22 protein-coding genes are annotated in these 26,106 nt (G+C 58.5%); 15 read left to right on the top strand and 7 right to left on the bottom strand.

The window, feature by feature from the left end; translation table 11 throughout:
* Complete coding sequence (locus NCG89_RS07290) at window positions 1-924, top strand: glycosyltransferase family 2 protein (RefSeq protein ID WP_251089102.1); 924 nt, start codon at window positions 1-3, stop codon at window positions 922-924.
* Between the two features lie 127 nt (window positions 925-1,051).
* Window positions 1,052-2,077: a YncE family protein gene (locus NCG89_RS07285; protein ID WP_251089101.1), complete on the top strand. Its 1,026-nt coding sequence runs from the start codon at window positions 1,052-1,054 to the stop codon at window positions 2,075-2,077.
* 22 nt (window positions 2,078-2,099) lie between these two features.
* Here the strand turns inward: NCG89_RS07285 and NCG89_RS07280 are convergent, their stop codons facing one another.
* The 5 genes from NCG89_RS07280 to NCG89_RS07260 form a co-directional block, all read right to left on the bottom strand.
* The gene (locus NCG89_RS07280) at window positions 2,100-2,792 is read right to left on the bottom strand and encodes a hypothetical protein (protein WP_251089100.1); all 693 of its coding nucleotides are present in this window, start codon (window positions 2,790-2,792) and stop codon (window positions 2,100-2,102) included.
* A 154-nt stretch (window positions 2,793-2,946) separates the two neighbouring features.
* Window positions 2,947-3,909: a phosphate acetyltransferase gene (pta, locus tag NCG89_RS07275; protein ID WP_251089099.1), complete on the bottom strand. Its 963-nt coding sequence runs from the start codon at window positions 3,907-3,909 to the stop codon at window positions 2,947-2,949.
* A gap of 197 nt (window positions 3,910-4,106) precedes the next feature.
* On the bottom strand, window positions 4,107-4,439 hold the full coding sequence (locus tag NCG89_RS07270; RefSeq protein ID WP_251089098.1) for an AtuA-related protein: 333 nt from the start codon (window positions 4,437-4,439) through the stop codon (window positions 4,107-4,109).
* Window position 4,440: 1 nt separating this feature from the next.
* Window positions 4,441-5,811, bottom strand: a complete 1,371-nt coding sequence (locus tag NCG89_RS07265; RefSeq protein WP_251089097.1) for an acyclic terpene utilization AtuA family protein — start codon at window positions 5,809-5,811, stop codon at window positions 4,441-4,443.
* A gap of 60 nt (window positions 5,812-5,871) precedes the next feature.
* Window positions 5,872-6,660, bottom strand: coding sequence for an enoyl-CoA hydratase/isomerase family protein (locus NCG89_RS07260; RefSeq protein WP_251089096.1), 789 nt, complete (start codon window positions 6,658-6,660; stop codon window positions 5,872-5,874).
* 262 nt (window positions 6,661-6,922) lie between these two features.
* Between NCG89_RS07260 and NCG89_RS07255 the strand changes: the two genes are divergently transcribed.
* Window positions 6,923-10,735, top strand: coding sequence for a PAS domain-containing hybrid sensor histidine kinase/response regulator (locus NCG89_RS07255; protein WP_251089095.1), 3,813 nt, complete (start codon window positions 6,923-6,925; stop codon window positions 10,733-10,735).
* 7 nt (window positions 10,736-10,742) lie between these two features.
* Here NCG89_RS07255 and NCG89_RS07250 read toward each other — a convergent pair whose 3' ends face one another.
* Window positions 10,743-11,150: a response regulator gene (locus NCG89_RS07250; RefSeq protein ID WP_251089094.1), complete on the bottom strand. Its 408-nt coding sequence runs from the start codon at window positions 11,148-11,150 to the stop codon at window positions 10,743-10,745.
* Between the two features lie 425 nt (window positions 11,151-11,575).
* Between NCG89_RS07250 and NCG89_RS07245 the strand changes: the two genes are divergently transcribed.
* The gene (locus NCG89_RS07245; RefSeq protein WP_251089093.1) at window positions 11,576-13,789 is read left to right on the top strand and encodes a TonB-dependent receptor; all 2,214 of its coding nucleotides are present in this window, start codon (window positions 11,576-11,578) and stop codon (window positions 13,787-13,789) included.
* A gap of 77 nt (window positions 13,790-13,866) precedes the next feature.
* On the opposite strand, the gene NCG89_RS07240 is transcribed toward NCG89_RS07245, so the two are convergent.
* Entirely contained in the window at window positions 13,867-15,186 is a 1,320-nt protein-coding gene (locus NCG89_RS07240) for an MFS transporter (RefSeq protein WP_251089092.1), read from the bottom strand.
* A 152-nt stretch (window positions 15,187-15,338) separates the two neighbouring features.
* Here NCG89_RS07240 and cyoA point away from each other — a divergent pair, with 152 nt between their 5' ends.
* The 11 genes from cyoA (at window position 15,339) to NCG89_RS07185 (ending at window position 26,106) form a co-directional block, all read left to right on the top strand.
* The gene (gene cyoA / locus NCG89_RS07235; protein ID WP_251089091.1) at window positions 15,339-16,313 is read left to right on the top strand and encodes a ubiquinol oxidase subunit II; all 975 of its coding nucleotides are present in this window, start codon (window positions 15,339-15,341) and stop codon (window positions 16,311-16,313) included.
* A gap of 65 nt (window positions 16,314-16,378) precedes the next feature.
* A complete protein-coding gene (gene cyoB, locus NCG89_RS07230; RefSeq protein WP_251089090.1) occupies window positions 16,379-18,373 on the top strand; it encodes a cytochrome o ubiquinol oxidase subunit I in 1,995 nt (664 codons plus the stop codon).
* Window positions 18,373-19,008: a cytochrome o ubiquinol oxidase subunit III gene (gene cyoC / locus NCG89_RS07225; protein WP_251089089.1), complete on the top strand. Its 636-nt coding sequence runs from the start codon at window positions 18,373-18,375 to the stop codon at window positions 19,006-19,008. Before cyoB ends, cyoC begins: the two co-directional genes overlap by 1 nt.
* Entirely contained in the window at window positions 19,005-19,361 is a 357-nt protein-coding gene (cyoD, locus tag NCG89_RS07220) for a cytochrome o ubiquinol oxidase subunit IV (RefSeq protein ID WP_349631929.1), read from the top strand. Before cyoC ends, cyoD begins: the two co-directional genes overlap by 4 nt.
* 38 nt (window positions 19,362-19,399) lie before the next feature.
* Window positions 19,400-20,308: an SURF1 family protein gene (locus tag NCG89_RS07215; RefSeq protein WP_251089088.1), complete on the top strand. Its 909-nt coding sequence runs from the start codon at window positions 19,400-19,402 to the stop codon at window positions 20,306-20,308.
* Window positions 20,309-20,419: 111 nt separating this feature from the next.
* On the top strand, window positions 20,420-21,763 hold the full coding sequence (locus NCG89_RS07210) for an ATP-binding protein (protein WP_251089087.1): 1,344 nt from the start codon (window positions 20,420-20,422) through the stop codon (window positions 21,761-21,763).
* A complete protein-coding gene (locus NCG89_RS07205; RefSeq protein ID WP_251089086.1) occupies window positions 21,747-22,295 on the top strand; it encodes a response regulator transcription factor in 549 nt (182 codons plus the stop codon). Before NCG89_RS07210 ends, NCG89_RS07205 begins: the two co-directional genes overlap by 17 nt.
* Window positions 22,296-22,582: 287 nt before the next feature.
* The gene (locus tag NCG89_RS07200; RefSeq protein WP_251089085.1) at window positions 22,583-23,293 is read left to right on the top strand and encodes an energy transducer TonB; all 711 of its coding nucleotides are present in this window, start codon (window positions 22,583-22,585) and stop codon (window positions 23,291-23,293) included.
* Window positions 23,294-23,365: 72 nt separating this feature from the next.
* The gene (locus NCG89_RS07195) at window positions 23,366-24,103 is read left to right on the top strand and encodes a MotA/TolQ/ExbB proton channel family protein (RefSeq protein WP_251089084.1); all 738 of its coding nucleotides are present in this window, start codon (window positions 23,366-23,368) and stop codon (window positions 24,101-24,103) included.
* Window positions 24,103-24,516: an ExbD/TolR family protein gene (locus NCG89_RS07190; RefSeq protein ID WP_251089083.1), complete on the top strand. Its 414-nt coding sequence runs from the start codon at window positions 24,103-24,105 to the stop codon at window positions 24,514-24,516. Before NCG89_RS07195 ends, NCG89_RS07190 begins: the two co-directional genes overlap by 1 nt.
* Before the next feature lie 246 nt (window positions 24,517-24,762).
* Entirely contained in the window at window positions 24,763-26,106 is a 1,344-nt protein-coding gene (locus NCG89_RS07185; RefSeq protein ID WP_251089082.1) for an efflux RND transporter periplasmic adaptor subunit, read from the top strand.

Here is a 26,106-nt window from a genome sequence, read left to right as displayed (position 1 = left end):
ATGAAAAAGCCTCTAATAAATATCGCTGTGTGCACTTGCCAGCGTCTGAAGTTGTTGCGGATTTGTCTGGCGAGCCTGGTTGAGATGTCGCTACCGGAAGGGGTTGAGGTCTGTTTGTCGGTAATCGATAACGACGTAGAGGGCTCGGCTCGCGATCTGATTGCCGAGTTTGCCGATGGCTGCCATTTTGCAATCTACTATGTTCATCAGCCTAAGCGGGGCATCCCTGTCGCCCGAAATACGGCAGTTGAAAAAGCCCATGCGCTGAATGCCGATTATTTGGTATTTATTGACGACGACGAGTGGGTCGAAGTTGACTGGCTACTCAATCTGTACGCTTATGCAATGGAAGTGGGTGGCGACAAGGTCATTTCCGGAGCAGTTTGTCCCGAGGTGCCTGCGGATGTGCCTGAGCACCTCGCTAAACTGTTTGTCATGAAAGAGCGAAGAACAGGGACTCGCCTGGAAACTTGCGCAACAAACAACGTCATGATCCCGTCGTTTGTGACTCGGGATATCGGGATGCGCTTTGATGAAAGCCAACCCTTGGCCGGCGGCACAGATACCTTGTTTTTTTTGGCTGCCGCGGCCAAAGGGGTGGTGATTCTAAAATGCGCCGAGGCTCTGGTACATGAGCTGATTCCCCCTGGACGTGTCAGCCTAGGTTGGCTGTGGCGGCGCAAATACCGGGTCGGGATTACGCTGGCGGGGCGTCGGCAGCAACAGGGACGAGGGGTACACGGCCTTTTTCTGTCGTCGATAGTGAAAGTATTGGGGCATGGTTTGGTGGCGCTAGCCTGGGTCGTTATCTGGCAGCCGCTGCTGCGCAACAAGGCCACTCTCAAAGCGGCCCGCGACATGGGGGTGGTTGTGGGTTGCCTGGGTGGGCGCATAGACAGCTATTCCACCGTAGATGGTCAGTAAATAGCGCCGCCTGCGGAGCGGTGTGGAACCGGCATTGCCCGTAAGTGTTTCCGTTATTGCTCCCCACCTTTGTCTTGCTCTAATATCGAGGCTCCCCGATTGCCGCTTTTTAAATGGAAGGCTTGTCATGTCTGCGACAGCAAAAAAGATGGATTTTTCCAGTGTTGAGACCGTCAAGGTTGATCTGCTGGGGGAGCCAATCCCCTTTCCGGTGCCAGAGCCCCACTATGCGTATGTTAGGTCTCTGCGGCGAAACTCCGGGCTGACCTCGGTGCGCTGGTACGATCAGGAAACGCTGTTTGCGGGTGACTTTGCTGCCAAAGCCGTATACCGGGTAAAGCCTTTCTCCGCTGATCCCATTGTTGACTGCATTCCCACACCGAGCGGTCAGGGCCTCCCTACTGAAACAGACCTGATGGATATTCGCGGCGATACCATGGTCATGACCAATTTTTATACCGGCGAAGTGGCGTTCTATGATGTCGGGGTCGATAAGTTAGCGTTCTCTCACACCATTGAGCCCCCCTCGTTGATAGAAAACAAACGCGGTTGGCTCAGCACCATGGTGCGCAGGGCCAAAGGGAAGAAACTGACCGGTCGCCGGAAAATCCACGGCGCCATCTTTGTACCGGGATATGATGACCTGCTGTGGGTATCCTACTGCGATGCGCGGGATAAAGGGGCTGAAATCGTAAAATTGAACGGTGACCCTGTTCATTCGCTGAAATTGCCAGAGCAAGGTCAGGATGTGGCCTTTCTGGAAATCGATGGTCAGCACTACGCGGTGCAGGCCGCGCGCACAGACCACATTACCGTGGACAAACCCAATGAGCGCAATATCTACGTTACGATGTTTGTTTACCGTCTGCCGAAGGACCTGCATTCTGAGTCGCCAGAGCTTGTGCTGACAGAGTATTTCCCGGGACACTTGGATGCGATCAAGCCGTACAAGGGCGCGATCTATGCCGCTAACCAGCACGATAGCTGCGTCGACGAATTCTTTTATGATCCCGCCCAGAACGCATTGACCTTGCTGCGTCGGTTTACCGGCTTTGATATGCCGCATGGCTTAGATGTCAGCCCTGACGGGAAAGTCGCTGTCACGAACTACGGCCCTGCAAACGATTTGCGCATTTTCCAGCTGGATCGCTAGCCAGCGCAGGCTGTTCTCTTTTTTAAGTCGGGTCGCGTTGGAAGTGGTTGATTGCGCTCTCCAGCGCCGCCCGATCGATGTCTGGGCGTTCTACAAAGACTGCCATCCTGCCGACCATGCCGGAAAGCCGGGCAAATTTTTCGATTGCCTGGTAGCGGTATTTGCCGTGATATTCGTAGTCATCCACCAGCAGCTCCCAAGATTTTCGGTGTCCACTGAGGTGTTTGATAGCGCATAGCGCGCTAGCCACCCGGAAGCGCCCGTCGACCAACACCAGGTCTGGGTTGTGCGCTGTGGTCTGTCGCCAAGGTGCCTCGCTGTAAGCTCGCCAACGATTCAAACGCTTGCGTGAGTGCTGAGTGAACAGGGGCTTTCCCCATTCTTTGGTCAAGCCAATGTCTGCGTGCAGGAACTGCTGGGTATCGGGCGACAGGCACCCGCGGTCGCGGATTTTGCTGACCACTGAGTCCAGAAAGATGGGGTCAGAGTCCACTGACGTCATTGGCTTCCCTTTTTCGGCCGCTAACACCGTTGAGCCACCGGAGCCGTACTCCAGGTATCGTTGGCAGCGATCCAGCGCCGCGACAAAGTAAGCGGTGCTATCCGGATCAAAATGAGGTTGCTCTGGTACATCAAAGCCGTACAAGCGCCGGTGTGCGAAGAAGGTGAGTAGGTTGATGCGCTTTCTTAGCGATTTTGCCAGCTTGGTAGCCATTACGGCCCTCTTGCAGAGATTAAAAACGGTTAGGTTTTTATCTCTGCCGAGGGTTTCAGTTGGACTGCGCGTCAGATGTGATCTTGTTCAAACTAACCAGAAGTAATCTCGCGCCTGGGGAAATGGGGTGTCTCCTGATTGACTGCCCGCTCTCTTACCCCAGCACCCCCGCAATCACCGCCACATCCACAATATCCTCAGCACTACACCCCCGGGACAAATCCATCCACGGTTTTGCCAGGCCTTGCAGCAACGGCCCCAGGGCTTTTGCGCCACCGATACGCTGGGTAATTTTGTAGCCGATATTGCCCGAATCCAGGTCGGGGAAGATAAAGACATTGGCATGGCCGGCAACGGCGGAGCCCGGTGCTTTTTTCTCACCAATGGCGGGCACAAAAGCGGCGTCAAACTGCAGTTCGCCGTCGATGGCCAGCGCTGGCGCGGCCTGTTTGGCCAGGTCCAGTGCGGCGCGGACTTTGTCGACTCGGGGGTGCTCGGCACTGCCTTTGGTGGAGAAGCTCAGCATGGCGACCTTGGCTTCTTCGCCGGTGAGGCGTTGGTGGCTGGCGGCGCTGGCCACGGCGATTTCCGCCAATGCGGCGCTGTCGGGGTCGGGGATGACGCCGCAGTCGCCATAGGTCAATACCCGGCCATCGGTAAGTTCCATCAGGAAGAAGCTGGAGACTTGCTTGGCGCCCTGGGCCAAACCAAGGCCCTGAATTCCAGCGCGCAATACATCAGCGGTGGTGGCGGTGGAGCCGGCGACGCCGCCGTCGGCAAAGCCTAATTTGAGCAGTACTGCCGCCAGCAGTACGGGGTTTTTCAACTGCTCGGTGGCTTTTTCTGCAGTCATGCCCTTGGCGGCGCGGGCTTCGGTAAAGGCCGCGATGGCTTTGTTAGTCCACTCGGCGGCGTCGCTACGCTGGCGGAAGACTTCAACACCGGCAGGGGCTTCGTTGATCTCGTCGGGCAGGTCGATCAAGACAGGCACCGCCAGCTGGCGCTCGGCCAATGCGGTGGCGGCGGCAATCACCCGCTCGTCGTAGTGCTCGGGCAGCAAAATTCGGCGGGCTTGGGTCTTGGCGGTGTGGCGGAGGCTGTCGAGGATTCCTGTCATGCTTGGGCGTCTCTTGGTTAATGGCATGGGGGATTCTGGGCGGTCTTTTCCCCTGATTCCAGCCCTCTCCCGAAGCGTTGGAGCTCACGCCGGGAAGGGGTAACGAGTTGTGCTGGTTGGAGAATTAAAAAAGGCCGGGATTGCCGGCCTTTAGAACAAGCCGTGGTTAACAGCTTGCTGACTTACTGCTTAGCTTTTTAGGCCAGCAGCTCGTCGGGAACGTCCATCTCCAGGTACAACATGGCCAGACTGTGAACCTTGCCCTGGGCATCCATAATCAGGGTCTCGGTGCCGCCACCGCCCAGGGAGTCTTCCAGGATGAAGTTCAGTACGTTGAGGTTGTCCAGCTCGTAGCGGGTGACCTCGCCAAAACAGATTTCCTTGAAGTGCTCTTTGACGACCTCAGTGGTCAGGTTGGCTTTCAGGAATTCGTAAATGGCGGGGGTTTTTGCCTTCACGCCGACGTTGCTGCCGTCGCCCTTGTCGCCGCTGCGAGCAATGGCGATGTCCATCAATTTTACTTTAGCCATCTTAAACTTCCTCTACGGTGACAGTGGTGTGTACTTTGGTTTTGTCCATCAGCGCCGGCCAGTAGCCCACGATCTCGGTGGGGCGGGGACGACCTGCGGCAAAGCCAGTCACGCCAACGGGGCCGCTAGTGATCAGCGGGGCCAGTTCACGGCCGAGGATGTTGAGCAGGTTTTTGTCGTCGCTCTTGGCGCCAACACGCAGCATGACTTCGCCGGGCTCCTGCTCTTGCTTGTAGATGCCCTTGTAGCAGACGTTGGTGCCAAACAGTTCTACAAAGCGATCTTCTTTGGGGATCTCTTTGCCGTACATGCCCACCCGCTCAAACAGGATTTCGGCGGCCAGTTCAGCTTTCTCCACCGCGTCGGGGGCGGTGTAGGTCAGCTGACCGACGATTTTGTAGCCGTTTTCAAAGGCCATAGACACTTTGTAGGTCGGGGTGGGCTCGCTGCCTTTGATGCCCCAGACCTTAACCCGGTCTTTGCCGTCCTGCTCCATCTGGATGGTGGTGAAGTCAGATTTGCAGTCGGGGCCGAGGTAGTTTTTCGGGTCGCCCAGTTCGTACATGATCTGAGATACCACGGTATCAACGGTGACCAGACCGCCGGTGCCTTCGTGCTTGGTCACGGTGAAGGTGCCGTCTGCCTTGGCTTCGACAATGGGGTAGCCGATGCGGGCAAAGTTGGGCACGTCGCGCCAGCCGTTGTAGTTACCGCCGGTACACTGGGCGCCGCACTCGAGGATGTGGCCCATCACGGTGCCGGCGGCCAGTTTGTCGTAGTCTTCCATGGACCAGCCGAATTCGTGGATCAGGGGCGCAACCACCACAGAGGGGTCGGTGGCACGGCCGGTAACCACGATGTCAGCACCTTGATCCAGCGCGTCAGCGATGGGCTTGGCACCGATGTACACGTTGGCGCTGGAGATTTTGTCGAGCACGTCCTGAATCGGCGCGCCGGTGTCTAGGTTTTTGAACTCTTCGCCAGAGGCGATCAGCTCGGGCAGCTGGTCGAGGATGTCGTCACCCTCAACGATACCGATCTTGATGCCCGTCAGGCCCAGCTCTTTAACCACCTCTTTAATGGCCTTCAGGCAGCCCTTGGGGTTAACACCACCGGCGTTGGCAATGACCTTGATGCCCTTTTCTTTACAGGTCGGCAGGATTTCCTTGAGCATGGATACGAAGTCAGTGGCGTAGCCCGCTTCTGGGTTGCGCAGTTTCTGCTTCTGCATGATGCTCATGGTGACCTCGGCCAGGTAATCCAGGGTCAGATAATCCAGAGGGCCTTCTTCTACCAGGCGCTTGGGGCCCAGGAGGCTGTCGCCCCAGAAACCCTGGCCATTGGCAATCAGAACCGTTTTGTCGTCGCTCATAGTGTTTTACCTAAACGTCAGTGTTTTCGGTGAGTGGGTGTCCCGTGTTTAGACAGGGGCTTATTGAATCCAGTTGGGCTTGCGCTTTTCGAGGAAGGCAGTAAGACCTTCCTGACCTTCATCAGAGCCCCGGGTTTCGGCGATGCGCTTGCTGCTATCGGCGATCAAATCCGGGGTGATTTCCTGGTTGGCGTAATCCAGTACCAGGCGCTTGGCTTCGCCAACGCCACGTGGGCCATTGCGCAACAGGCCTTTCAGAATACCGTCGATGGTGTCGTCGAGCTGGTCAGCCTCCACCAGCTCGGAAACCAGACCAAGGGTATGTGCTTTCTCGGCGGTGATCAATTCAGCGGTGGTGAAATACCGGCGCGAGGCGCGCTCGCCAATGGCATTGATGACATAGGGGCTGATGGTTGCCGGAATCATACCCACTTTGACCTCGCTCAGACAAAACGCGGCTTGGGGGGCGGCAATCGCCATGTCACAGCAGCTTACCAGGCCCACGCCACCGCCAAAGGCAGGGCCTTGCACCCGTGCGATGGTCAGCTTGGGCAGGGTGTTCAGGCGGCGCAGCATTTCAGCCAGAATGGTGGAGTCGCGCAGGTTTTCTTCATAGCCGTACTTGGCCATGCGCTTCATCCAGTTCAGGTCGCCGCCAGCACAAAAGCTTTTGCCGGTGGAGGCCAGAATAACCGCGCGAACAGCCGGGTCTTCGCCCGCCTTTTTAAAGGCCTCGCTCAACGCGCCAACCACCACGTCGTCAAAGGCATTGTGAATCTCGGGGCGGGTCAGGGTGATGGTGGCGACACCCCGTGAGTCGACGGCGTAATCAATGGCCTGGTCAGACATATCCTGGTCCTGTTGTCGGTTTGCGCATCACTCTGTCGCGGCAGAGTGGTAATAAGATTCGCTGCATAATAATACACGAGCATACCATAATGCGAGCGGTGTTGGCGCCTCGCGCGCGTCAGCCGGGGAACGACCTTAGGCGCGGTATGCTAATTCATTGATTTTTGTGCGTTCTATTGTGCTGGTTTTCCGTTTACTCTGCAGGTAATACTGTCGGCATCAGCGCATTATTCTATGCAGGCTGTGCGCAGGGGAGTGCAGGATGGCAAAAACCGTGAAAGCAATACTGACAATGCGGCCAACCTGGGGCGTTCTGCTGGTGTCTCTTGCGGTGAGCGGTGCCATTGCCTGGGGCCTTGAATTGCGCAACCAGCGGGAGATGCAACAACAGCTGGCGAGTCTGACAGATCAGGTCGTCGCCCGGGTGAGCGACCGAATCGAATTGTATCAGTACGGGCTCCGAGGGGCGCGCGGTGCGATGGTGAGCCTGGGGCCGGAGGGGCTTAGCCGCCAGGCCTTCCGGCGCTACAGCGAAACCCGTGATACCGACAGCGAATTTCCCGGTGCCCGCGGCTTCGGCTTTATTCGGCGGGTGCCGATTGAGCGCGAAGCTGAATTTGTGGCGCGTGCTCAAGCGGATGGCTGGCCCGACTTCAGTATTCGCCAGCTCACCCCCCATGATGGTGAGCGCTTTGTCATTCAGTACATCGAGCCGGTATACCGCAATGTGCAGGCGGTGGGGTTGGATATTGCCTCGGAGGCAAATCGGCGCTGGGCCGCTGAGGAGTCCATGCGCACGGGGCAGGTGCGGCTTACCGGCCCGATTACCCTGGTGCAGGCCAGCGGCGAGGCCCTGAAGTCCTTTCTGATCATGATGCCGGTGTTTGAATCTGCTGCGCTTCCGCCCAATGAGGCTGAGCGGCGCGCCCTGGCCTATGGCTGGAGTTATGCGCCGCTGCTGATGGAAGAGGTGCTCGCCGATGCCGATATTTTTCAGGACCGGGTCCGCCTGACTCTCCACGATATTACCGATGAAACCTACGACGAGCCCTTCTTTACGGGCAAGTTTTCAGGGCGGTTGATTGATCTGGTCAGCACGGACCAATTTACGGTCTATGGTCGGCGCTGGCAGGCTCAGGTGCAGGCGAGTGAGCAGTTTGTGGCGTCGCTGGCATTAAATTCGCCGCTGGCAGTATTTGCCATCGGTGGGGTGGTGTCGCTATTGCTCGCACTGCTGGCGGGTTCGATCAGCAAAACCCGGGAGAATCACCGGCGGATTCGGGCAGAAGAGCAGAATTTGGCCAGCCTGGTGGAGAGCTCCGCCGATGCCATTATCTCGGTTAGCCCAGCGGGTACCGTGCTGAGTTGGAACCGGGGCGCAGAGCTGATGCTGGGGTATAGCAAAGCGGATGCGGTGGGCCATGATCTCGCCGATCTGGTCGATCAGAAGGGGCTTATCTCATCATTGATTGAGGACACTCTCGCCCGAGTGGACAGCGAACCGGACGGTGTCGAAGGCCAATGGCAGACCAAGTTTGGCGGACGGGTTCCTGTTGAAATCAGCCCGTCGGTGGTGCGCAGCCAGAGCAAAGGCCCGCTGACACTGTCGCTGACGGTGCGGGATATTGCCAAGCAGAAGCAGCTCGATGCCAGTATCAGAGAAATTAACGAGCGCCTGGAGCGCCAGGTGGCCGCCCGCACCGTGGAGTTGAGCCAACTCAACCGGCTGTTAGGCAGCATTATGGATGCGGCGACCCAAGTGGCCGTGGTGGCCAGTGACAGTGAGGGTCGCGTTACCGTGTTCAATTCGGGCGCGGTCAACCTGATGGGCTATCACGACAGTGAGGCGGTCGGAAAGCTGTCGCTGACCGATCTGGTCGACCCCGCGGCATTGGCACAAATGCAGGCGGAGGTGCGCGCCAGTGAGGGCCTGGATTTGCCACCCTTGGCGGCGCTGGTGTTCGGCGCGGATGCCGGCAAGGCCGAGATTTGCGAGTCTCAATTACGACGCAAGAGTGGTCGGCTGTTGCCGGCGCAACTGATGCTCAGTGCAATTCGTGATGGCGAGGGAGGGGTTGTCGGTTATTTGCTGATTGCCCTGGATATTACGCAGCAACAGGAGTCTCAGCAGGAGCTGCAAGCGGCCCTGAGTAAGTTGTCGATTGCCTCCGAGGTGGCCCACTTGGGGGTGTGGACCTGGTATCCCGGCGATGATGCCCTGGATTGGAACGACAAAATGTTCGAGCTGTACGAACAGCCGAAATCCCTCGCTGGCAATGGCCTGAATTATGAACACTGGATTTCCCGGGTCGCCGAGCAGGACCGGGAGCTGGTCGTACAGCATCTGGACGATGCGTTGTCAGGACGGCGGGATTTCGCTCCCGAGTTCCGCCTGGATTTGCCCTCAGGCCGAGGCCGGGTCATTCAGGCCGGCGGCATGGTGCTGAGAGATAAGTCTGGCGAGGTGCAAAAGATCACTGGCTTTAACCGCGATATCACCGCTGAGGTGGAACTGGAGCAAAATTTGCGCGTGGCCAAAGCGCAATCCGACGCCGCCAGCGCGGCAAAATCCAGCTTTCTGGCCAACATGAGTCACGAAATACGCACCCCGATGAATTCGGTGCTGGGCATGTTGAGCCTGCTGCAGCATAACGCCCTCAACACCCAGCAGCGAGACTATGTGGACAAGGCCCATGTGGCGGCCAGTTCGTTGCTGTTGTTGCTCAACGACATTCTGGATTTCTCCAAAATCGAAGCGGGCAAACTGGCGCTGAGTGAGCGGGAATTCAACCTGGAGGCCATGCTGGAGGAGGTCGCGACCATCCTGTCCGGCAACATGCAGGATAAATCCTTCGAGCTGTTTTTTGAGTTGCCCTTTGACTTGCCCGAAACCGTGCGAGGGGACGATCTGCGGATCAAGCAAGTGCTGGTTAACCTCATCGGCAATGCCATTAAATTTACCGACGAGGGCTACGTGTCCGTGCGGGTGGAAACCCAGCGGCTGCCCGGTGAGCGGCTCGCTGTGGCAATGGAGATTGAGGACACCGGCGTCGGCATGGGCAAAGATTTCCTGGCTCGGATTTTTGGTGGCTTTGAGCAAGCGAGCCACAGCACCTCTCGCCGTTATGGCGGCAGCGGCCTTGGTTTGGCGATCAGTCAGCGGCTGGTTGAGCTGATGGGTGGGACCATTTCGGTAACCAGCCAATTGGGTAAAGGCAGCTGTTTTCGGGTGGCTCTGGCGTTGCCTGGCGCGTCCAGGCCAGTTCAGGTGACGTCCGACTTACTGGCGGGTACCCGGGCGCTGCTGGTGGCCGAGGCAGATTTGCTGGGCGATTGTGTTGCCAAGGACCTGGGCCAAACTGGCCTGGAGGTGGTGCGTACCGACGCTGCTGGTGTGGTGGCATTTCTGGGCGCGGCGCCAAATAACCTCGATATTGCCGTGGTCGTTGCGGGCCGCGCCTTCGGTAATGAGGCGGCGAAGGTGGTCGCGTCGGCGCTTTCCAGTCATCGGTTGCCGGCCTTGCTGATCCGATCGGCCGCTCTGGGGGCGTCCCGGTTGCCGGCGCTGGCAGAGGTAGCCACCACAATGGCGCTGCCCTACACGCCGGGGCAATTGATTGCGCGCCTGCGGGAAACTATGGGCGCGACGGCCAAAGCCGCTGTGCCTTCGTCCCTCGAGTCGGGCTTGCCGCTGGCCGGCATTCGGGTGCTAGTGGTAGATGATATGCCGGTGAATCGGGTGGTGGCAGAACAGTCGCTGATGATGGAGGGCGCCGAGGTTGAGTGTGCTGCGAGTGCCGAGCAGGCCCTGGCCTTGCTTGAGTCGGCGGCAGAGTTCGACCTGGTCTTTATGGATATGCAAATGCCGGGCACCAACGGGGTCGAGGCCACCCGCATGATTCGGCGCAACCCCAGGTTTGCCAACTTGCCCATTGTGGCGATGACGGCCAATGTGATGGCAGAGGAGGTTCAGGCCTGCCTTGATGCGGGCATGAACGGTCATTTTGGTAAGCCGTTTCAGCGGGCAGAGCTGGTCGACACGGTGCGGCGGTTCTGTTTAGCGGACGTGATCTGATACGCGCTTAGCGATTGAAGTTAGCGGTCATGATATTCGCGATTTTGCCCAGGGTGAGGGGTTTGGTGATGAAATGCTTCACCCATTTGTTGCCTCTGGCACGCTGCAAATTTTCCTGGATATTCGCATCGCTCAGCACGCAGATAATGCTTTTGTAAGTACACTCTTCGGGCAACTCGGCGAAGCTGTCCAAAAAATCCCAGCTGCTCCCGTCTGCCAATGCCAGCTCTAACATAATCAGCTCAGGTGTGGGGTAGCCCAGCTCAGTTGGTGTGACCAGGTAGTCCAGAGTGTCGTGCGCGTTTGTCATCTCGACAATGTTGTGTGCCACACCGGACTGGGTGAGCACCAGTCGGTTGAGATAGCGACTGGTCTTCACATCATCGATGAGCAGGGCTTGTTTAACTTTCTTCAACGTCCTTTTCTCCAGTCAAACTTTCCGCGGGCGGTACTGCCTGGGAGGGCGGCGCTTGATTGACCTGCTTTAACGCAAATCATCAAAAAAGTAACTTTGTGTTGCCCGGCGCGAGCTAGTGTGTCTGGGCGCCGTGTTGGGGTCAAGGCGGGATTCAAAAGAAGGCCGGTGATGTCGTGTGGGAAAATAGTTTCGAGGAGCACAAATACGCACTTCTTTTCTAGTGAAAAGTAGTGGGCTGAAATTTTTGAAAGCGGTGTGGTTGGCGTGTTTTATATCGTCGTTTCAGACGACGATACCCGGCTTGCAGCGTAGAAAATAACAGTAAGGTTATGCCATAAGATAGTTGACTTTGTGACGTAGCGGTCCCCGTTCGCAATGCAACTATCGAAATAAAAATCATAATTGCTGGAGAATTGATCTACATGAAAACGAAACGGTATTCGTCATTTTGTCGTGCTTGGCTGCTCCTGTTCCCTGTCACTGCGGTCAACGCAGGTCCGGTGTTAGAAGAGGTTGTAGTGACGGCCCAGAAGCGGGCAGAGAATCAACAAGAAGTGCCGGTCGCAATCTCCGCTTTTACCGCCGCCACCCTGGAGCAAAAAGGCATCACCACCACCGACGATCTCAGTATCGTCACACCGGGCCTGCAGGCGGGGCGACAGACCAGCTCCAGCACGCCGTATCTGCGCGGCGTGGGCACCCAGTCAGCAGCGGCGGGGGACGAAAGCAGTATTGCCATGTATGTCGATGGTGTTTACTCGCCAACCACCCGCTCCAATACCATGTCGTTTAATAATGTCGAGCGCATAGAGGTCTTGAAAGGCCCTCAGGGGACGCTGTTTGGCCGCAATGCCACCGGCGGTTTGATTCATGTGATTACCAAAGACCCCTCAACGGAGTTTGGCGGTAAATTGGAAGGCTCCATCGGCAACTACAACACCGTCGGTAGCAAGCTCTACATTACAGGCCCCCTCAGTGACACCCTGGCGGCAGATTTGGCGGTGTTGTACGAAGATCAGGACAAAGGATGGGGGAAAAACCGGGTCACCGGTAATGATGTCAACCTGGCCAGTACCACCGCCTTGCGCAGCAAGTTTTTGCTGATGCCCTCGGACAAAACCGAAATAAAACTGGGTCTGAGTTATACCGACAGTGAGGGGGATATCGGGATGGCGCGGCAGGTGGCGCCGGGGTTCCTTGGTGCTGATGGCGCGGTCTATTACCAGGGCTGCCTCGCGGGGCCCAACCCTGACCCGGCCACCTGCGGCGCCTTTGCGGCTCAGAATGCCTCCAGGTACACCGGCGATTGGTACGACGTGGCCACGGAAAAGGACGTTTTTTCAAACGCGGAAGATTCCGGCGTTTCACTCCATGTTAGCCACAGCTTCGAGCATTTTGATCTGCTTAGCATTAGCGCCTGGCAGGACAACGACATCGAGCAGTTTATGGATGTCGATGCCTCGGCGCTGTTATTCCAGTCTGCTGACTTGAGCTATACCACCGAGACGGTCACCCAGGAGTTCCAGTTGACCTCCACCAATGATGGGCCCTTTAACTGGATAGTGGGGTTCTTTTACATGGACTCCACCGCCGATTACGCACCCTTTGAACTTTACGTGGTCGGCATGCCCTCGCCCTTCCTGACCTCCACCAACGCTCAGGACACCACCTCCTATTCGGTGTTCTTGCAGGGGGACTACCTGCTGACCGACACAACCAAGTTGACTTTGGGCGTGCGCGGCACCAAAGATGAGCGGAAGCTGGACGCCGACCTGACCTTCTACAATGCCGATGGCTCAATGATGCCGGTTGGCTATTACACCGTCACCGACGAGCTGGAGGAGGATTGGGTCGAGCCCACTTGGCGGGTGTCCCTGGATCATCAGCTCAATGACGATATGCTGCTGTTTGCTAGCATCAGCCGTGGCTTCAAGAGCGGCGTCTACAACCTGGCGGGCTTTCCGGCTGATCCGGTGGACCCCGAAACCCTGGATGCCTATGAAGTGGGCTTTAAGTCAGATCTGTTGGCGTCCAGCCTGCGCTTGAACGGCTCGGTATTTTTCTACGACTACAAAGACGTGCAGCTGCAACGGGTAGAGCAGGGCTCGGCCTTCCTGGTCAACGCGGCAGCCGCCGAGATCTACGGTCTGGAGCTGGATGCTCTGTGGCTGGTGAGCGAGGCCTTGACCCTGACCGCAGGTTTGTCGGTGACCGAGAGCGAGTACACGGATTACCCGGATGGCACGGTCAACACCCCGATCGGTATCGGTGGCAACGCCCAGTCCTCAGCGGATCTGTCCGGCAACAAGGTGATCCGCACACCGGATTTCACCTTTAATTTTGGGGTGAGCTACGCCTGGCAGGTGGCCGCGGGCGAGGTGGTTGCCAGCGCGAATTACTATTACAACGACGGTTACTTCTGGGAGCCTGAAAATCGCCATGAGCAGCCGTCCTACGAACTGGTCAACGCCGACCTCAGCTTCACCACCGCTGATGAGGAGTGGAAATTTAAATTCTTCGTGAAAAACCTGATGGACGAGGAGTACTCCTATTACGGCAACAGCTCTGCTGCAGGGGATGCAGTGTCAGCCGCGCCGCCCCGGACTTTCGGTGTTGCAGCGGAGTATCGCTTTTAATTCTGGCAGGTAAAACGTCAAACGCCAGCACGTGTTTAGCGTGCTGGCGTTTTTGTTTGTGGGGCAGGTGGTAAGGTTTACTGGGCCTGCCCTTCCAGTGACCGGCTGATACGCAGGGCCAGCAGCGTACAGATGGTGCCAGACAACAGGTAGAGACTCACTGCGGCCAGACCAAAATGAACGGATACGCCCAGCGCGATCAGGGGGGCAAAGGCGGCGCCAAACAGCCAGGCAAAGTCGGAGGTAAGGGCGGCGCCGGCGTAACGGTAGCGGCGCTCCAGTTTGGCGGTTACGGTGCCGGCAGACTGGCCGTAGGACACGCCCAGCAGGGCAAAGCCCAGCAGAATAAAGGTGTTTTGCAGGGCGGGTGAGCCGCTCATCAACAGGGGGGAAAGGATGGCAAACACCCCGATCAGCACCGCCATCAAGCCTACGGTATTGCGCTTGCCGATGCGGTTGGCGATCAGGCCCGAGGCCAGGGTCGCCACAAAACCGACCACGGCACCGAAAATCTGGATGTACAGCACCCGGTGGATTTCCTGGGAGGCATTAATGGAAATCCATGACAGGGGAAAGATGGTCACAATGTGGAACAGGGCATAGCTGGACAGCGCGGCGAAGGCGCCCAGGAAAATATGGGGCCCTTGCTTGTCGAGCAGTTCCTGGGTGCTTACCGGGTTCAGCGCACTCTCTTCCAGGGCCAGGGTATATTCTTCCGTCAGCACCAGGCGCAGGCGGGCGAACAGGGCGACCACGTTGATGGCAAAGGCCACAAAGAAGGGGTAGCGCCATGCCCAGGCCTGAAAGTCCTCGGCGCTGACCGCACTGACTAGATAGAAGAACAACAGGTTGGCCAGCAGGAAACCCATTGGCGCGCCTAACTGGCCGAACATGGTGTACCAGTTGCGTTTGGCCTTCGGAGCGTTCAGGGCAAGCAGCGAGGGCAGGCCGTCCCAGGAACCGCCCAGGGCAATGCCTTGTAGAGTGCGGAACAGGGCCAGCAGGAAGATCGACCAACCGCCCAGTGTCTCGTAGCCGGGCAGAAAGGCGATGCCGGCGGTGGCGGTGCCCAGCAAAAACAGCGAAGAACTGAGTTTGACACTGCGTCCCCAGTGGCGTTGTATCGCCATAAACAGGGCGGTACCGAAGGGCCGGGACACAAAGGCCATGGCGAAAATGGCAAAGCTGTAGAGGGTGCCGTCCAGCCGGTCGGTGAAGGGGAAGAACACACCGGGGAACACCAGTACACAGGCGATGCCGAACACGAAAAAGTCAAAGTGCTCGGAGGCGCGACCGATGGTAACTCCCACCGCGATTTCTGCGGGGGCCAGGGGTGAGTGCCCGGCGGGGGTTTGCATATCGGTGTGGTGGGATTGCGGTGTGCTTACATTGGCCATGCGCGGAGTTCTTCCGGGTAGTTCATCACAAAGTGGGGCAAGACTACTCGCTTTGCCTCAGTGCAACCATAGGACAAATTGTCCAATTCAAACAGGTGTTGCTTTCGCTTAAAGTCTGCATCCGAATTCAATAGCCGGATTTGCGAGCGCTAATGTCGATTTTACCCTCTCCTTCGCTGAAAAAAGCCCTGCCGCTCGCCGCCGCAGCGGTTCTGTTGCCGGGCTGCGACTGGGTGGTTATGTCGCCCTCAGGCGATATTGCCGCCCAGCAGGCCGACCTGATTATCTGGGCCACCATCCTGATGCTGCTGATTGTGGTGCCGGTCATTGTGATGACCCTGCTGTTTGCCTGGCGCTACCGCAGCTCCAACCGGGATGCGACCTATTCGCCCGACTGGGATCACTCCACCAAGCTGGAGCTGGTGATCTGGGCTGCGCCGCTGGCCATCATCATTGCCCTGGGCGCCCTCACCTGGGTGAGCACCCACAAACTTGATCCCTATCGGCCGCTAGAGCGTATCGCCGAGAAGCAGCCCATCCCCGAGGGGGTCGAAACCTTGGTGGTAGAAGTGGTCGCCATGGACTGGAAATGGTTGTTCTTCTACCCCGAGTACGGCATTGCCACGGTCAACGAGCTGGCGGCGCCGGTGGACCGGCCGATCCAGTTCAAGATCACCGCCACCACCATGATGAACTCCTTCTATATTCCGGCATTGGCGGGGCAGATTTATGCCATGGGCGGCATGGAGACCCAGCTGCACGCGGTGATTAACGAAGTAGGCAGTTACGAAGGCTTCTCCGCCAACTATTCCGGGGCCGGCTTTAACGGCATGCGCTTTACCTTCCTCGGGAAGTCTGAGGCCAAGTTTGACCAGTGGGTGGCCAAGGTGCGCAGTGAGGGCGAGGCCCTGAGCTACGAAACCTACAAGGCGCTGGAAAAGCCCAGCGAATATCACCCAGTGGCCTACTACACCGACATCATGCCCGAGCTCTACGACAAGATTCTCAACCGCTGCGTCGACCCGGGCACGATGTGTATGAAGGACATGATGGCAGGGCACAAGGGCCACGCCAAAAAGCACAGCCCTTTCGACGGGCATGAGCACCATGGTCACAAAGCACATTGATACCGCAGGACGATTGCCGAACTGCGCAGATTTTTCACAGATTTTAAGGGGCGCCAGTACTTCCCATGTCTGACAACGTTGAATTGAGCAAGCTGATTTTCGGTCGGCTCACCTGGGACTCGATCCCGCTGCACGACCCGATCATTCTGGCCACTTTTAGCATGGTGGCCATCGGTGGCATTGCCCTGGTTGTGGCGCTGACCAAGTACAAGGTCTGGGGCTACCTGTGGCGGGAGTGGATCACCAGCATCGACCACAAACGCATCGGTGTGATGTACATGATCCTGGGTATCGTGATGTTGCTGCGGGGCTTTGCCGACGCCTTGATGATGCGGATTCAGCAGGCGATCGCCTTTGGAGATTCGGCGGGGTATCTGCCGCCAGATCACTACGATCAGATATTCACCGCCCACGGCGTCATCATGATCTTCTTTGTGGCGATGCCCTTTGTAGTTGGCCTGATGAACTACATCGTGCCCCTGCAGATTGGCGCCCGGGATGTGGCCTTTCCCTTCCTGAATAACTTCAGCTTCTGGATGACGGCCTCTGGCGCGGTGTTGATCATGGTCTCACTGTTTGTGGGTGAGTTCGCCAAATCGGGCTGGCTTGCCTACCCGCCACTAACGGGGATCATGCAGAGTCCCGGGGTCGGGGTGGACTACTATATATGGGCCTTGCAGATCGCCGGGGTGGGGACCCTGCTCTCCGGGGTCAACTTTGTGGTGACCATCGTCAAGATGCGCGCCCCCGGCATGAACATGATGAAAATGCCGGTGTTCACCTGGACGGCCCTGTGTACTAACGTGCTGATTGTGGCGGCCTTCCCGGTGTTGACGGCGGTACTGGCGCTGTTGTCTCTGGACCGCTACCTGGACATGAACTTCTTCACCAATGATCTTGGCGGCAACGCCATGATGTACGTGAACCTGATCTGGATTTGGGGTCACCCGGAAGTATATATCCTGATTCTGCCGATCTTCGGGGTGTTCTCCGAGATTGTCGCCACCTATTCCGGCAAGCGCCTGTTCGGATACTCCTCCATGGTTTACGCCACTGTGGTGATCACCATCCTGTCCTACCTGGTATGGCTGCACCACTTCTTTACCATGGGCAGCGGCGCCACGGTGAACAGCTTTTTTGGTATCACCACCATGATTATCTCCATCCCCACCGGGGCGAAGATTTTCAACTGGCTGTTCACCATGTATCGGGGCCGGATCAAATTCGATGTGCCCATGCTGTGGACCATCGGCTTTATGGTCACCTTTGTGATCGGCGGTATGACCGGCGTGCTGCTGGCCGTGCCCCCGGCGGACTTTGTGCTGCATAACAGCCTGTTCCTGATCGCCCACTTTCACAACGTGATTATCGGCGGGGTGGTGTTCGGGGTGTTTGCCGCGATCGCTTACTGGTACCCCAAGGTAACCGGTTACAAGCTGGATGAATTCTGGGGCAAGCTGTCCTTCTGGTTCTGGCTGGTGGGTTTCTACTTTGCCTTTATGCCGCTGTACGTGCTCGGCCTGATGGGGGTGACCCGCCGCATGAGCCAGTTTGATGATCCGTCCCTGCAGATCTGGTTCCAGATCGCCCTGTTCGGTGCGGTGCTGGTGGCCATCGGTATCTTCTGCTTCCTGATGCAGTTCTACGCCAGCTACCGCAAGCGCGAGTTCCTGCGGGATGAAACCGGTGACCCCTGGAATGGCCGCACCCTGGAGTGGTCCACTAGTTCGCCGCCGCCCAAGTACAACTTTGCTTTCACACCCAAGGTCTACGACAACGATGCCTGGTGGCAAATGAAAGCCGAAGGTTTTGAGCGGCCCAAGGATGGCTTCCTGCCGATCCATATGCCCAAAAACACCGCGGCGGGGATTGTGATTGCCGGTATCGCCACGGTATTTGGTTTCGCCATGATCTGGCACATGTGGTTGCTGGCCGGGCTGTCCTTCGCGGCACTGGTTGGCGGCACCATCATCCATACCTTCAATTACAACCGGGATTACTACATCCCCGCTGAGGAAGTGGCCGAGACCGAGGCCAAACGCGATGAGGTAATTGCCTGATGTCTACGACCGTGTCTACCACCGTGTCTACCAACGAAACCGGAAAACGCGAATTTCTGGTAACCGGCGAGCACCACGTTGCCAACGGCACCCTGCTGGGTTTCTGGCTCTATCTGATGAGCGACTGCCTCATCTTTGCGGCCCTGTTTGCCACCTATGGCGTGCTCAGCTCGGCCTACGCCGGTGGCCCAACGGGGGCCGAGCTGTTTGACCTGCCTCTGGTGGCGCTGAACACCACCTTCCTGCTGTTGTCGTCCATCACCTATGGCTTTGCCATGCTGCAAATGCAGCAGAAAAAAGTGAAGGGCACGATGACCTGGCTGATGATCACCGGCTTTCTGGGCCTGTGCTTTTTGGCGGTGGAGCTGTACGAATTCCAGCACATGATCCACCTCGGTGCCGGTCCCCAGCGCAGCGCCTTTTTGTCGGCCTTTTTTGCCTTGGTCGGCACCCACGGTCTGCACGTCACCTTTGGCTGCATCTGGTTGGTGACCCTGCTGGTGCAGATCAACAAGCACGGCTTGAACACCGCTAACCGTCGCCGGGTTTATTGTCTGTCTATGTTCTGGCACTTTTTGGACGTGGTCTGGATTGGTGTCTTTACCTTTGTTTATCTGATGGGGTCCATGTCATGAGCGATCATCACTCACATAACGATCACGACCACCACGAGGAAGAAGGCCCCCACGCCAGCTTTAGCGGCTACATGATCGGCTTTCTGGCCTCGGTGTTTCTCACCGCCATTCCCTTCTGGCTGGTGATGGGCGATGTGTTTACCTCCCAAAATGTCACCGTGATGGTGATTCTGGCCTTTGCCGTGGTGCAGATTGTGGTGCACATGGTGTACTTCCTGCACATGAACTTTCACTCGGAGGGTGGCTGGAACATGCTGGCACTCATCTTTACGGCGGTGCTGCTGTTTATCACCCTGTTTGGCTCCCTGTGGGTGATGTACCACATGAATGCCAATATGATGCCGGGCATGTGACGGGCACCGCCCTGAATCACTGCTGCTAAGGTTTTCCGATGGCATCGCATCAAAAATCCCGCACCCGCCTCCGGCAGGTCGCGGGATTGTTGTTTCTGGGGCTCGCGTTGATCAGCCTGGTGGGCTTTGTGTTGCTGGGCAATTGGCAGCTTGAGCGGCGAGTGTGGAAGCTCGATTTGATTGAGCGAGTAGAACAGCGCGCCCATGCCGATGCGGTCAGTGCACCGGTTCGCGCCGAGTGGTCCGCGGTGACCCGAGACGCCGCTGAGTACCGGCGGGTGTGGGTCAGTGGTCAGTTTCTGCAAAATGCTAACACCCAGGTCGTGGCGGCTACCGAGCTGGGCAGCGGCTACTGGGTGCTTACGCCGCTGCAGCGGCCCGACGGCACCCTGGTGTTGATCAATCGCGGTTATATCGGTCAGGGCGAGAGCCCGGCGCCGGTTCCCGAGGGGCAAGTGCGCCTTGAAGGTTTGCTGCGCATCAGTGAACCCGGTGGCGCCTACTTGCGTGACAATGATCCCGATGCGGATCGCTGGTACTCCCGGGATGTGGCCGCCATCGCCGAGGCCAAAGGCTACGGTCAGGGCCGACCTCTAGCGCCCTATTTTATCGATGCCGACGCCGCTCAGCCCGGCAGCCCCGGTTCAGCGGCGGTGTCCGCCGAGCCGGCCGGTGGGCCCGTCGGCGGTCTGACGGTGATCACTTTCCACAACAGCCATCTTGTCTACGCCCTCACCTGGTATGGCATGGCCTTGTTGATGGTGGTGGCCGCGGGACTGATTGGCCGGGGGCTGCTGCGGGATTGGCGCGGGGCGGTCGGACGTCGGAAGTCGGAAGTCGGACGTCTGACGCGAAACCCGCTCGGCAGGGTTCTGCTGGCCTGGGGCTCCGGCACTTGGAAGCCTGGCAGTATGCATTGCGGGTATTGCCGCTGGATCTTGCCCTAGACGTCAGACGTCAGACGTCCGACTTTCGACCCAGACCCTCCAAAGCTGCCACCCTCTGCCCAAATGCGTATACTTCCCGGCTAGCACTTCCAGCTCAGAGGTATCCCGACAATGGGGCTGTACGCCGCCGGTAACTCCAGCGCACTGATGAACTCAGCGCTGGTGAACACTGAGGATTCCAACACCCTCGGCAAACACATGCGCGAGCTGGTCAAGCTGCGCTGGGTGGCGGTGCTGGGCCAGTTGCTCACCATTGTGGTCACCCATTACAGCTTCGGCATTGAGCTGCCTCTGCGCTTGATGTTTACCGGCTTGGCGGTGCTGGTGTTCTTCAATGCGCTTTATGAAGTGAGTTTTCGGGTGCGGCGGCGTATCCATGCCCGGGAGCTGTTGCTGGGGCTGGTGGTGGATATGATCACCCTGACCTTCCAGCTCTATCTCAGCGGCGGTGTCGCCAATCCCTTTGTCTTTTTGTATCTGTTTCAGGTGGCGATGGCGGGTGTGCTGATGGCAGCGCCCTATGCCTGGGCGCTGCTGGGCCTGGCCTCCCTGTGTTTCTTCTGGCTGGCCGAGCGGGCGCCGACCATCAATCTGCCCCACGACTACAGCCAGGGGCTGGACAGTTATTACGTGCAGGGCATGTTTATCTGCCTGCTGCTGAATGCGGCCCTGGTGGTGGTGTTTGTCAACCGCATCAATCGCAACCGGCGGGAGCACGACGCCCGGCTGGCGGAGCTGCGCCAGCGCAGTCTGGAGGGTGAGCATATATTGCGCATGGGCCTGTTGGCGTCGGGGGCGGCCCATGAACTGGGCACCCCGCTGGCCACCATCGCGGTGATTCTGGGCGACTGGCGGCATATGCCAGCGCTGATGAAAGATCCGACGCTGCGGGAAGAAGTGGAAGACATGCAAACCCAGGTGGCGCGCTGTAAATCTATCGTTAGTGGCATATTGCTGTCGGCGGGCGAGACCCGGGGCGAGGAGTCCGAAGAGACCAGCGTCTGCGAGTTTTTCGAACAGCTCACCGAGGAGTGGCAGCAGACCCGCAAGACCCAGGCCTTCCACTTCGACAACGAGTTTGGCGATGATGTGGATATCGCCTCGGACTCGGTTCTCAAGCAAACCGTCTGCAACCTGCTCGACAATGCGCTGGAGGCCTCGCCCACCTGGGTGGGCTTGCGACTGTCTCGCCAGCAGGACGCGGTCTTGCTGCAGGTGCTTGATCGTGGGCCGGGTTTTGACCGTAAAGTCATTGAGAATCTGGGCAAGCCCTACCAGTCCACCAAAGGTCGGCCCGGTAGCGGTCTCGGCCTGTTTCTGGTGTTTAATGTGGCCCATATTCTGGGTGGCCAAGTAAGCGCAAAAAACCTGCCCGAGGGCGGGGCTGAAGTGAGCTTGCGTTTGCCCCTGAGCGCCCTGCGATTGAAGGAGGATGGCGATGACCCACGCCGCTGAAGCAGTCCGTCAATTGCTATTGGTGGAAGATGACGACACCTTTGCCCGTACCCTGAGCCGCTCCTTTGAGCGGCGTGGCTACCAAGTGTTTCGCGCCACTGGCCTGGACGGTTGCAAGGAGGTTTTGAAAACCTGCACCCCGGGGTACGCGGTGGTCGACCTGAAACTGGAGGGCGAGGCCTCCGGGCTGGCCTGCGTGCAGGAGCTCAATACGCACGACGCGGATATGTTGATTGTGGTGCTGACCGGCTATGCCAGCATTGCCACGGCGGTTGAGGCGGTCAAGCTGGGTGCCTGTCATTATCTGGCCAAGCCGTCTAACACCGATGATATTGAGGCCGCCTTCCAGAGTGTGGAAGGCAATGTTGAGACCAAAATTACCGGCCGCTCGACCTCCATCAAAACCCTGGAATGGGAGCGAATTCACCAGACCCTGGCCGAAACCGGTTTTAATATTTCCGAAACCGCCCGTCGCCTGGGCATGCATCGCCGTACCCTGGCGCGCAAGTTAGCCAAGCAACAGGTCAAGTAACCCCCCTCTGTTTTCAGTCTGGCGTTCGCCGCGGCCAAGACTCATCTGGCTTTTTATCCCTCTGTGAGCGCCCTGGTGCGAAGGGGGCTTCGCGGGTCTTTCTAATTGCAGATGCAAATAATATGAATTATCATTTGCATATTTGCGCAGTAGGCCAGTCGCCCGTTAGGTGAGTATCAGCTGAGCCATCTTGGGTGAAGTTTGCTTTGGATAAGCCGCACTCAGGAGCGTCGCCACTCACTGGTGTGGGGCGACAAGGTCTTTCTGCGCAGACGAGATTTTAGCTAATGCATTTGAAGGATTCCTGGCTGGGGCTGGTTTTGGTTGTGGCTGTGCACGCTGGCGCCATTGTCTGGCTGACCCGGGCGCCTACGCCAGCGGCCGAGACGTTGGTCATGCCGACCCTGGCGGGAGTGCTGGTGCCTGCACCGCCGGCGGAACAGGTGCAACAGCCCAGTGCCAGCAAGGCGCCACCGCCAAGGCCCAGGGAAAAGGACCAGCCCAAGCCAAAGCCGGACCCGAAACCCAAACCAAAGCCCAAACCAAAACCCAAGCCCCGGCCTGAACCCAAGACCCAGCCGCCGCCAGTGGCGGCGCCGCCCTCGGAAAAGGCGATTACCCAGGAGCCCGTAGAGCCGCCTCAGCCGGAGCCGGTAGCGGAGCCGCGGAAAAAGTCGGCGCTAGCTGATAAACAGAACGATCATCAAGGCGCACCGGTGACGCCACCCCGGCACGATGCCAATCCGATGAACAACCCGGCCCCGGCCTACCCGAGTATTTCACGGCGGCTGAAGGAAGAGGGCATCGTGGAGTTGCTGGTGTTGATACTGCCCGATGGCAGTGTGGGGGAGATCAAAATCAAGGTATCCAGCGGCTATCCCCGGCTGGACAAAACGGCGGTGGCGGCGGTCAAGCGCTGGACGTATCTGCCCGCCAAGCGCGGTGATACCCCCATTGCCTTCTGGTATCTGCAGCCCCTGGAGTTTTCCCTCAATTGATGGGAACGGGGCGCAGGCTGAATTGAATACTGCGGCGTGCCAGAAGGCGGCCGCGCGAATGAGGACAGAGCAATGAATAACCCCTACGGTGTCGAGGCAATGTGGAACCAGGGCGATGCCATCATCAAGGCGGTGGCGATAACCCTGTTGCTGATGTCGGTGGCTTCCTGGTTTGTGATTGTGGTGCGCACCTGGCGTCTGAGTCGGCTGCGTAAATCGGAAGCGGCGCTGCAAAAATTCTGGCATACCCACAGTTTTGAAGAGGGCCTGGCGCTGTTTGGCCCGGTCAAAGATAACCCCTACCGCAACCTGGCCGAAGAGGGCGAGGCGGCGGTGGCGCACCACTTGCACCATCGGGATGATCTGCACGGCCATATGCCCCTGGCCGACTGGGTGACTGCTTGCCTGAAGGGCTCCATTGACGAAAGCGCCGAGCGCCTGCAACGGGGCCTGGCGATTCTGGCCTCGGTGGGTTCCACTGCGCCCTTTGTCGGCTTGTTCGGCACCGTGTGGGGGATTTATCACGCCCTGGTGGGGATCGGCGTTTCCGGTCAGGCCAGTATCGATAAGGTCGCCGGCCCGGTGGGGGAGGCGCTGATTATGACGGCCTTCGGCTTGGCAGTGGCGATACCCGCGGTGCTGGCCTACAACGCGCTGGCCAAGGCGAACAAAGGGGTGATCGGCAAGCTCAACCGCTTTGCCCACCAGCTGCATGCCTACCTGTTAACCGGCGCGCCACCGTCCCCCAAAAAGTCGGCCATTCCTGTCGCCGTGAGCAAGTTTAGCCTCGCCCGGCAGGAGGCGAACTGATGTCTTTTGGTGGTGGCTTTGATGATGACGGCGAGGTAATGAGTGAAATCAACATGACCCCGCTGGTGGATGTCATGTTGGTGTTGCTGATTATCTTTATTATCACCGTGCCGGTGATTACCCACTCGGTGAAAGTGGATCTGCCCCGGGCGAGCAATACGCCAAACCAGGTCAAACCCGACACGGTAAACCTGGCGGTAAACGCGGCGGGGGTGATTCACTGGAATACCGATGAACTGACCCCGGCCGAGCTGGATGCGCGCTTGGCTGAAGCGGCCCAAAAGCAACCCCAGCCCGAGATTCACCTGCGCGGCGATCGCAAGGCCAACTACGAGGAAGTCCTCAAGGTGATGGCGGCAGTGCAGCGGGCGGGCATTTTGAAGCTGGGGTTTGTGACGGATCCCCAAGGCTAAGCGGTTGCGCTGAGCTTCAGCGCTGAGTCTGAGCGACAGATTATTCTGCAAAAAGTCCGAAGGGTTTTCTTCCTTGCTGTGTTAAATACTCCAAGGGCGCCGGTTAAGTTGCCGCTGCGCCCTTTCTTTTCGAGCTGACCACCATGACGACTGTGGGTGGTCCCAACGAGCCCACCGTTGATTGCTGCCGCTAACCCGAGGAGGCAGGCTGCCGGTCAGTGGTCCGCGACAAGAGAACGTCATTTCATGAGCCAATCTTTTCCCTCCCGTCAGCAACGCAATGTGATGATCTGGTTGCTGCTCCTGCTCGCGCTAATTGGCGGTGCCTGGTATCTGCTCAGTGCCAGCGGCGGTGAAAGTCAGCCCGAGCCGATGCGCCGGGGGTGGGGCGGGCAGGCGACCTCGGTGAGGGTGGTGCCTGCCGAACTGGGCAGCCTGAATGTGCGCCTGCATTCCATCGGTACCGTGACTGCCCTGAATACGGTGGTGGTACGCAGCCGGGTGGCCGGGGTGTTGGATGAGGTGTTGTTTGCCGAGGGGGCCATGGTCGCCGCCGGCGACACCCTGGCTCAGATCGACCCCGCGCCCTTTGAGGCCCAGCTTGCCCAGGCTGAAGGTCAGCTGCAGCAGAACCGCGCTCAGTTGGAAAACGCCGAGGCGGATTTAAAGCTTTATCAGGGGCTGTATGACGAAGACTCCATTGCCCGCCAACAACTGGATAGCCAGGCGGCGCTGGTGCGTCAGCTGCGCGGTGCGCAAAAGACCGGCCAGGCCGAGGTGGACGATGCCCGACTGCAACTTTCCTGGACAACGATCAAGGCGCCCATTGCCGGGCGGCTCGGCTTGCGTCGGGTAGATGCCGGTAATTTGATTGCCGCCAATGAGGAAGAGGGGCTGGTGACCATTACCCAGACCCAGCCCATCGCCGTCTTTTTTACCGTGCCGGAGGTGCAGGTGGGTGCGCTGCGGCGGGCGATGGTCGAGGCGAACTCGCCTTTGGTGGTAGAGGCATTGAGCCGGGACGAGCAGCAAGTCATGGCCAGCGGCATCCTGCAGAGCCTGGATAACCAGATTGATACTGCCACTGGCACCCTGCGCATCAAGGCGGTGTTTGCCAACAGCGATGAAGTCTTGTTTCCAAACCAGTTTGTAAATGTGCGTCTGCGTCTGGCGCAAATCGACGATGTGCTGACCATCCCTACCGACGCGGTGCAGCATGGCTCCCAGGGCGATTATGTGTATGTGGTTGAAGACGGCAGCGCCTTTTTGCGGACCGTCGAGTTGGGCGCCAGCGATGCCGACCGGGTTGCGGTGACCCATGGCTTACAGGCCGGGGCTCAGGTGGTGCTGGAAGGCCTGGACCGTTTGCGAGATGGCCGCCCAGTCGTGGTTGAAGGGCAGGAGGCCGCTGCCAGTGCACCGGTGGATGGCGCTGCGCCTGTTCAGCGTGGTGAAGGGCTATCGAGTGAGGGACTGCGTGGAGAGAGACAGCGCGGCGAGGGCAAAGTGGGCACGGGCCAATCGGGTCAAGGAATGCCCAGGCCGCCCCGTGATGGCAATGGTCCCGGTCAGCGCTCGGCCCAGGGGTAA

The sequence above is a fragment of the Spongiibacter taiwanensis genome, assembly GCF_023702635.1.
Lineage (GTDB): Bacteria > Pseudomonadota > Gammaproteobacteria > Pseudomonadales > Spongiibacteraceae > Spongiibacter > Spongiibacter taiwanensis.
The sequence above is the reverse complement of the archived record's forward strand: the minus strand, read 5'-3'. Positions and strand labels throughout refer to the sequence as shown.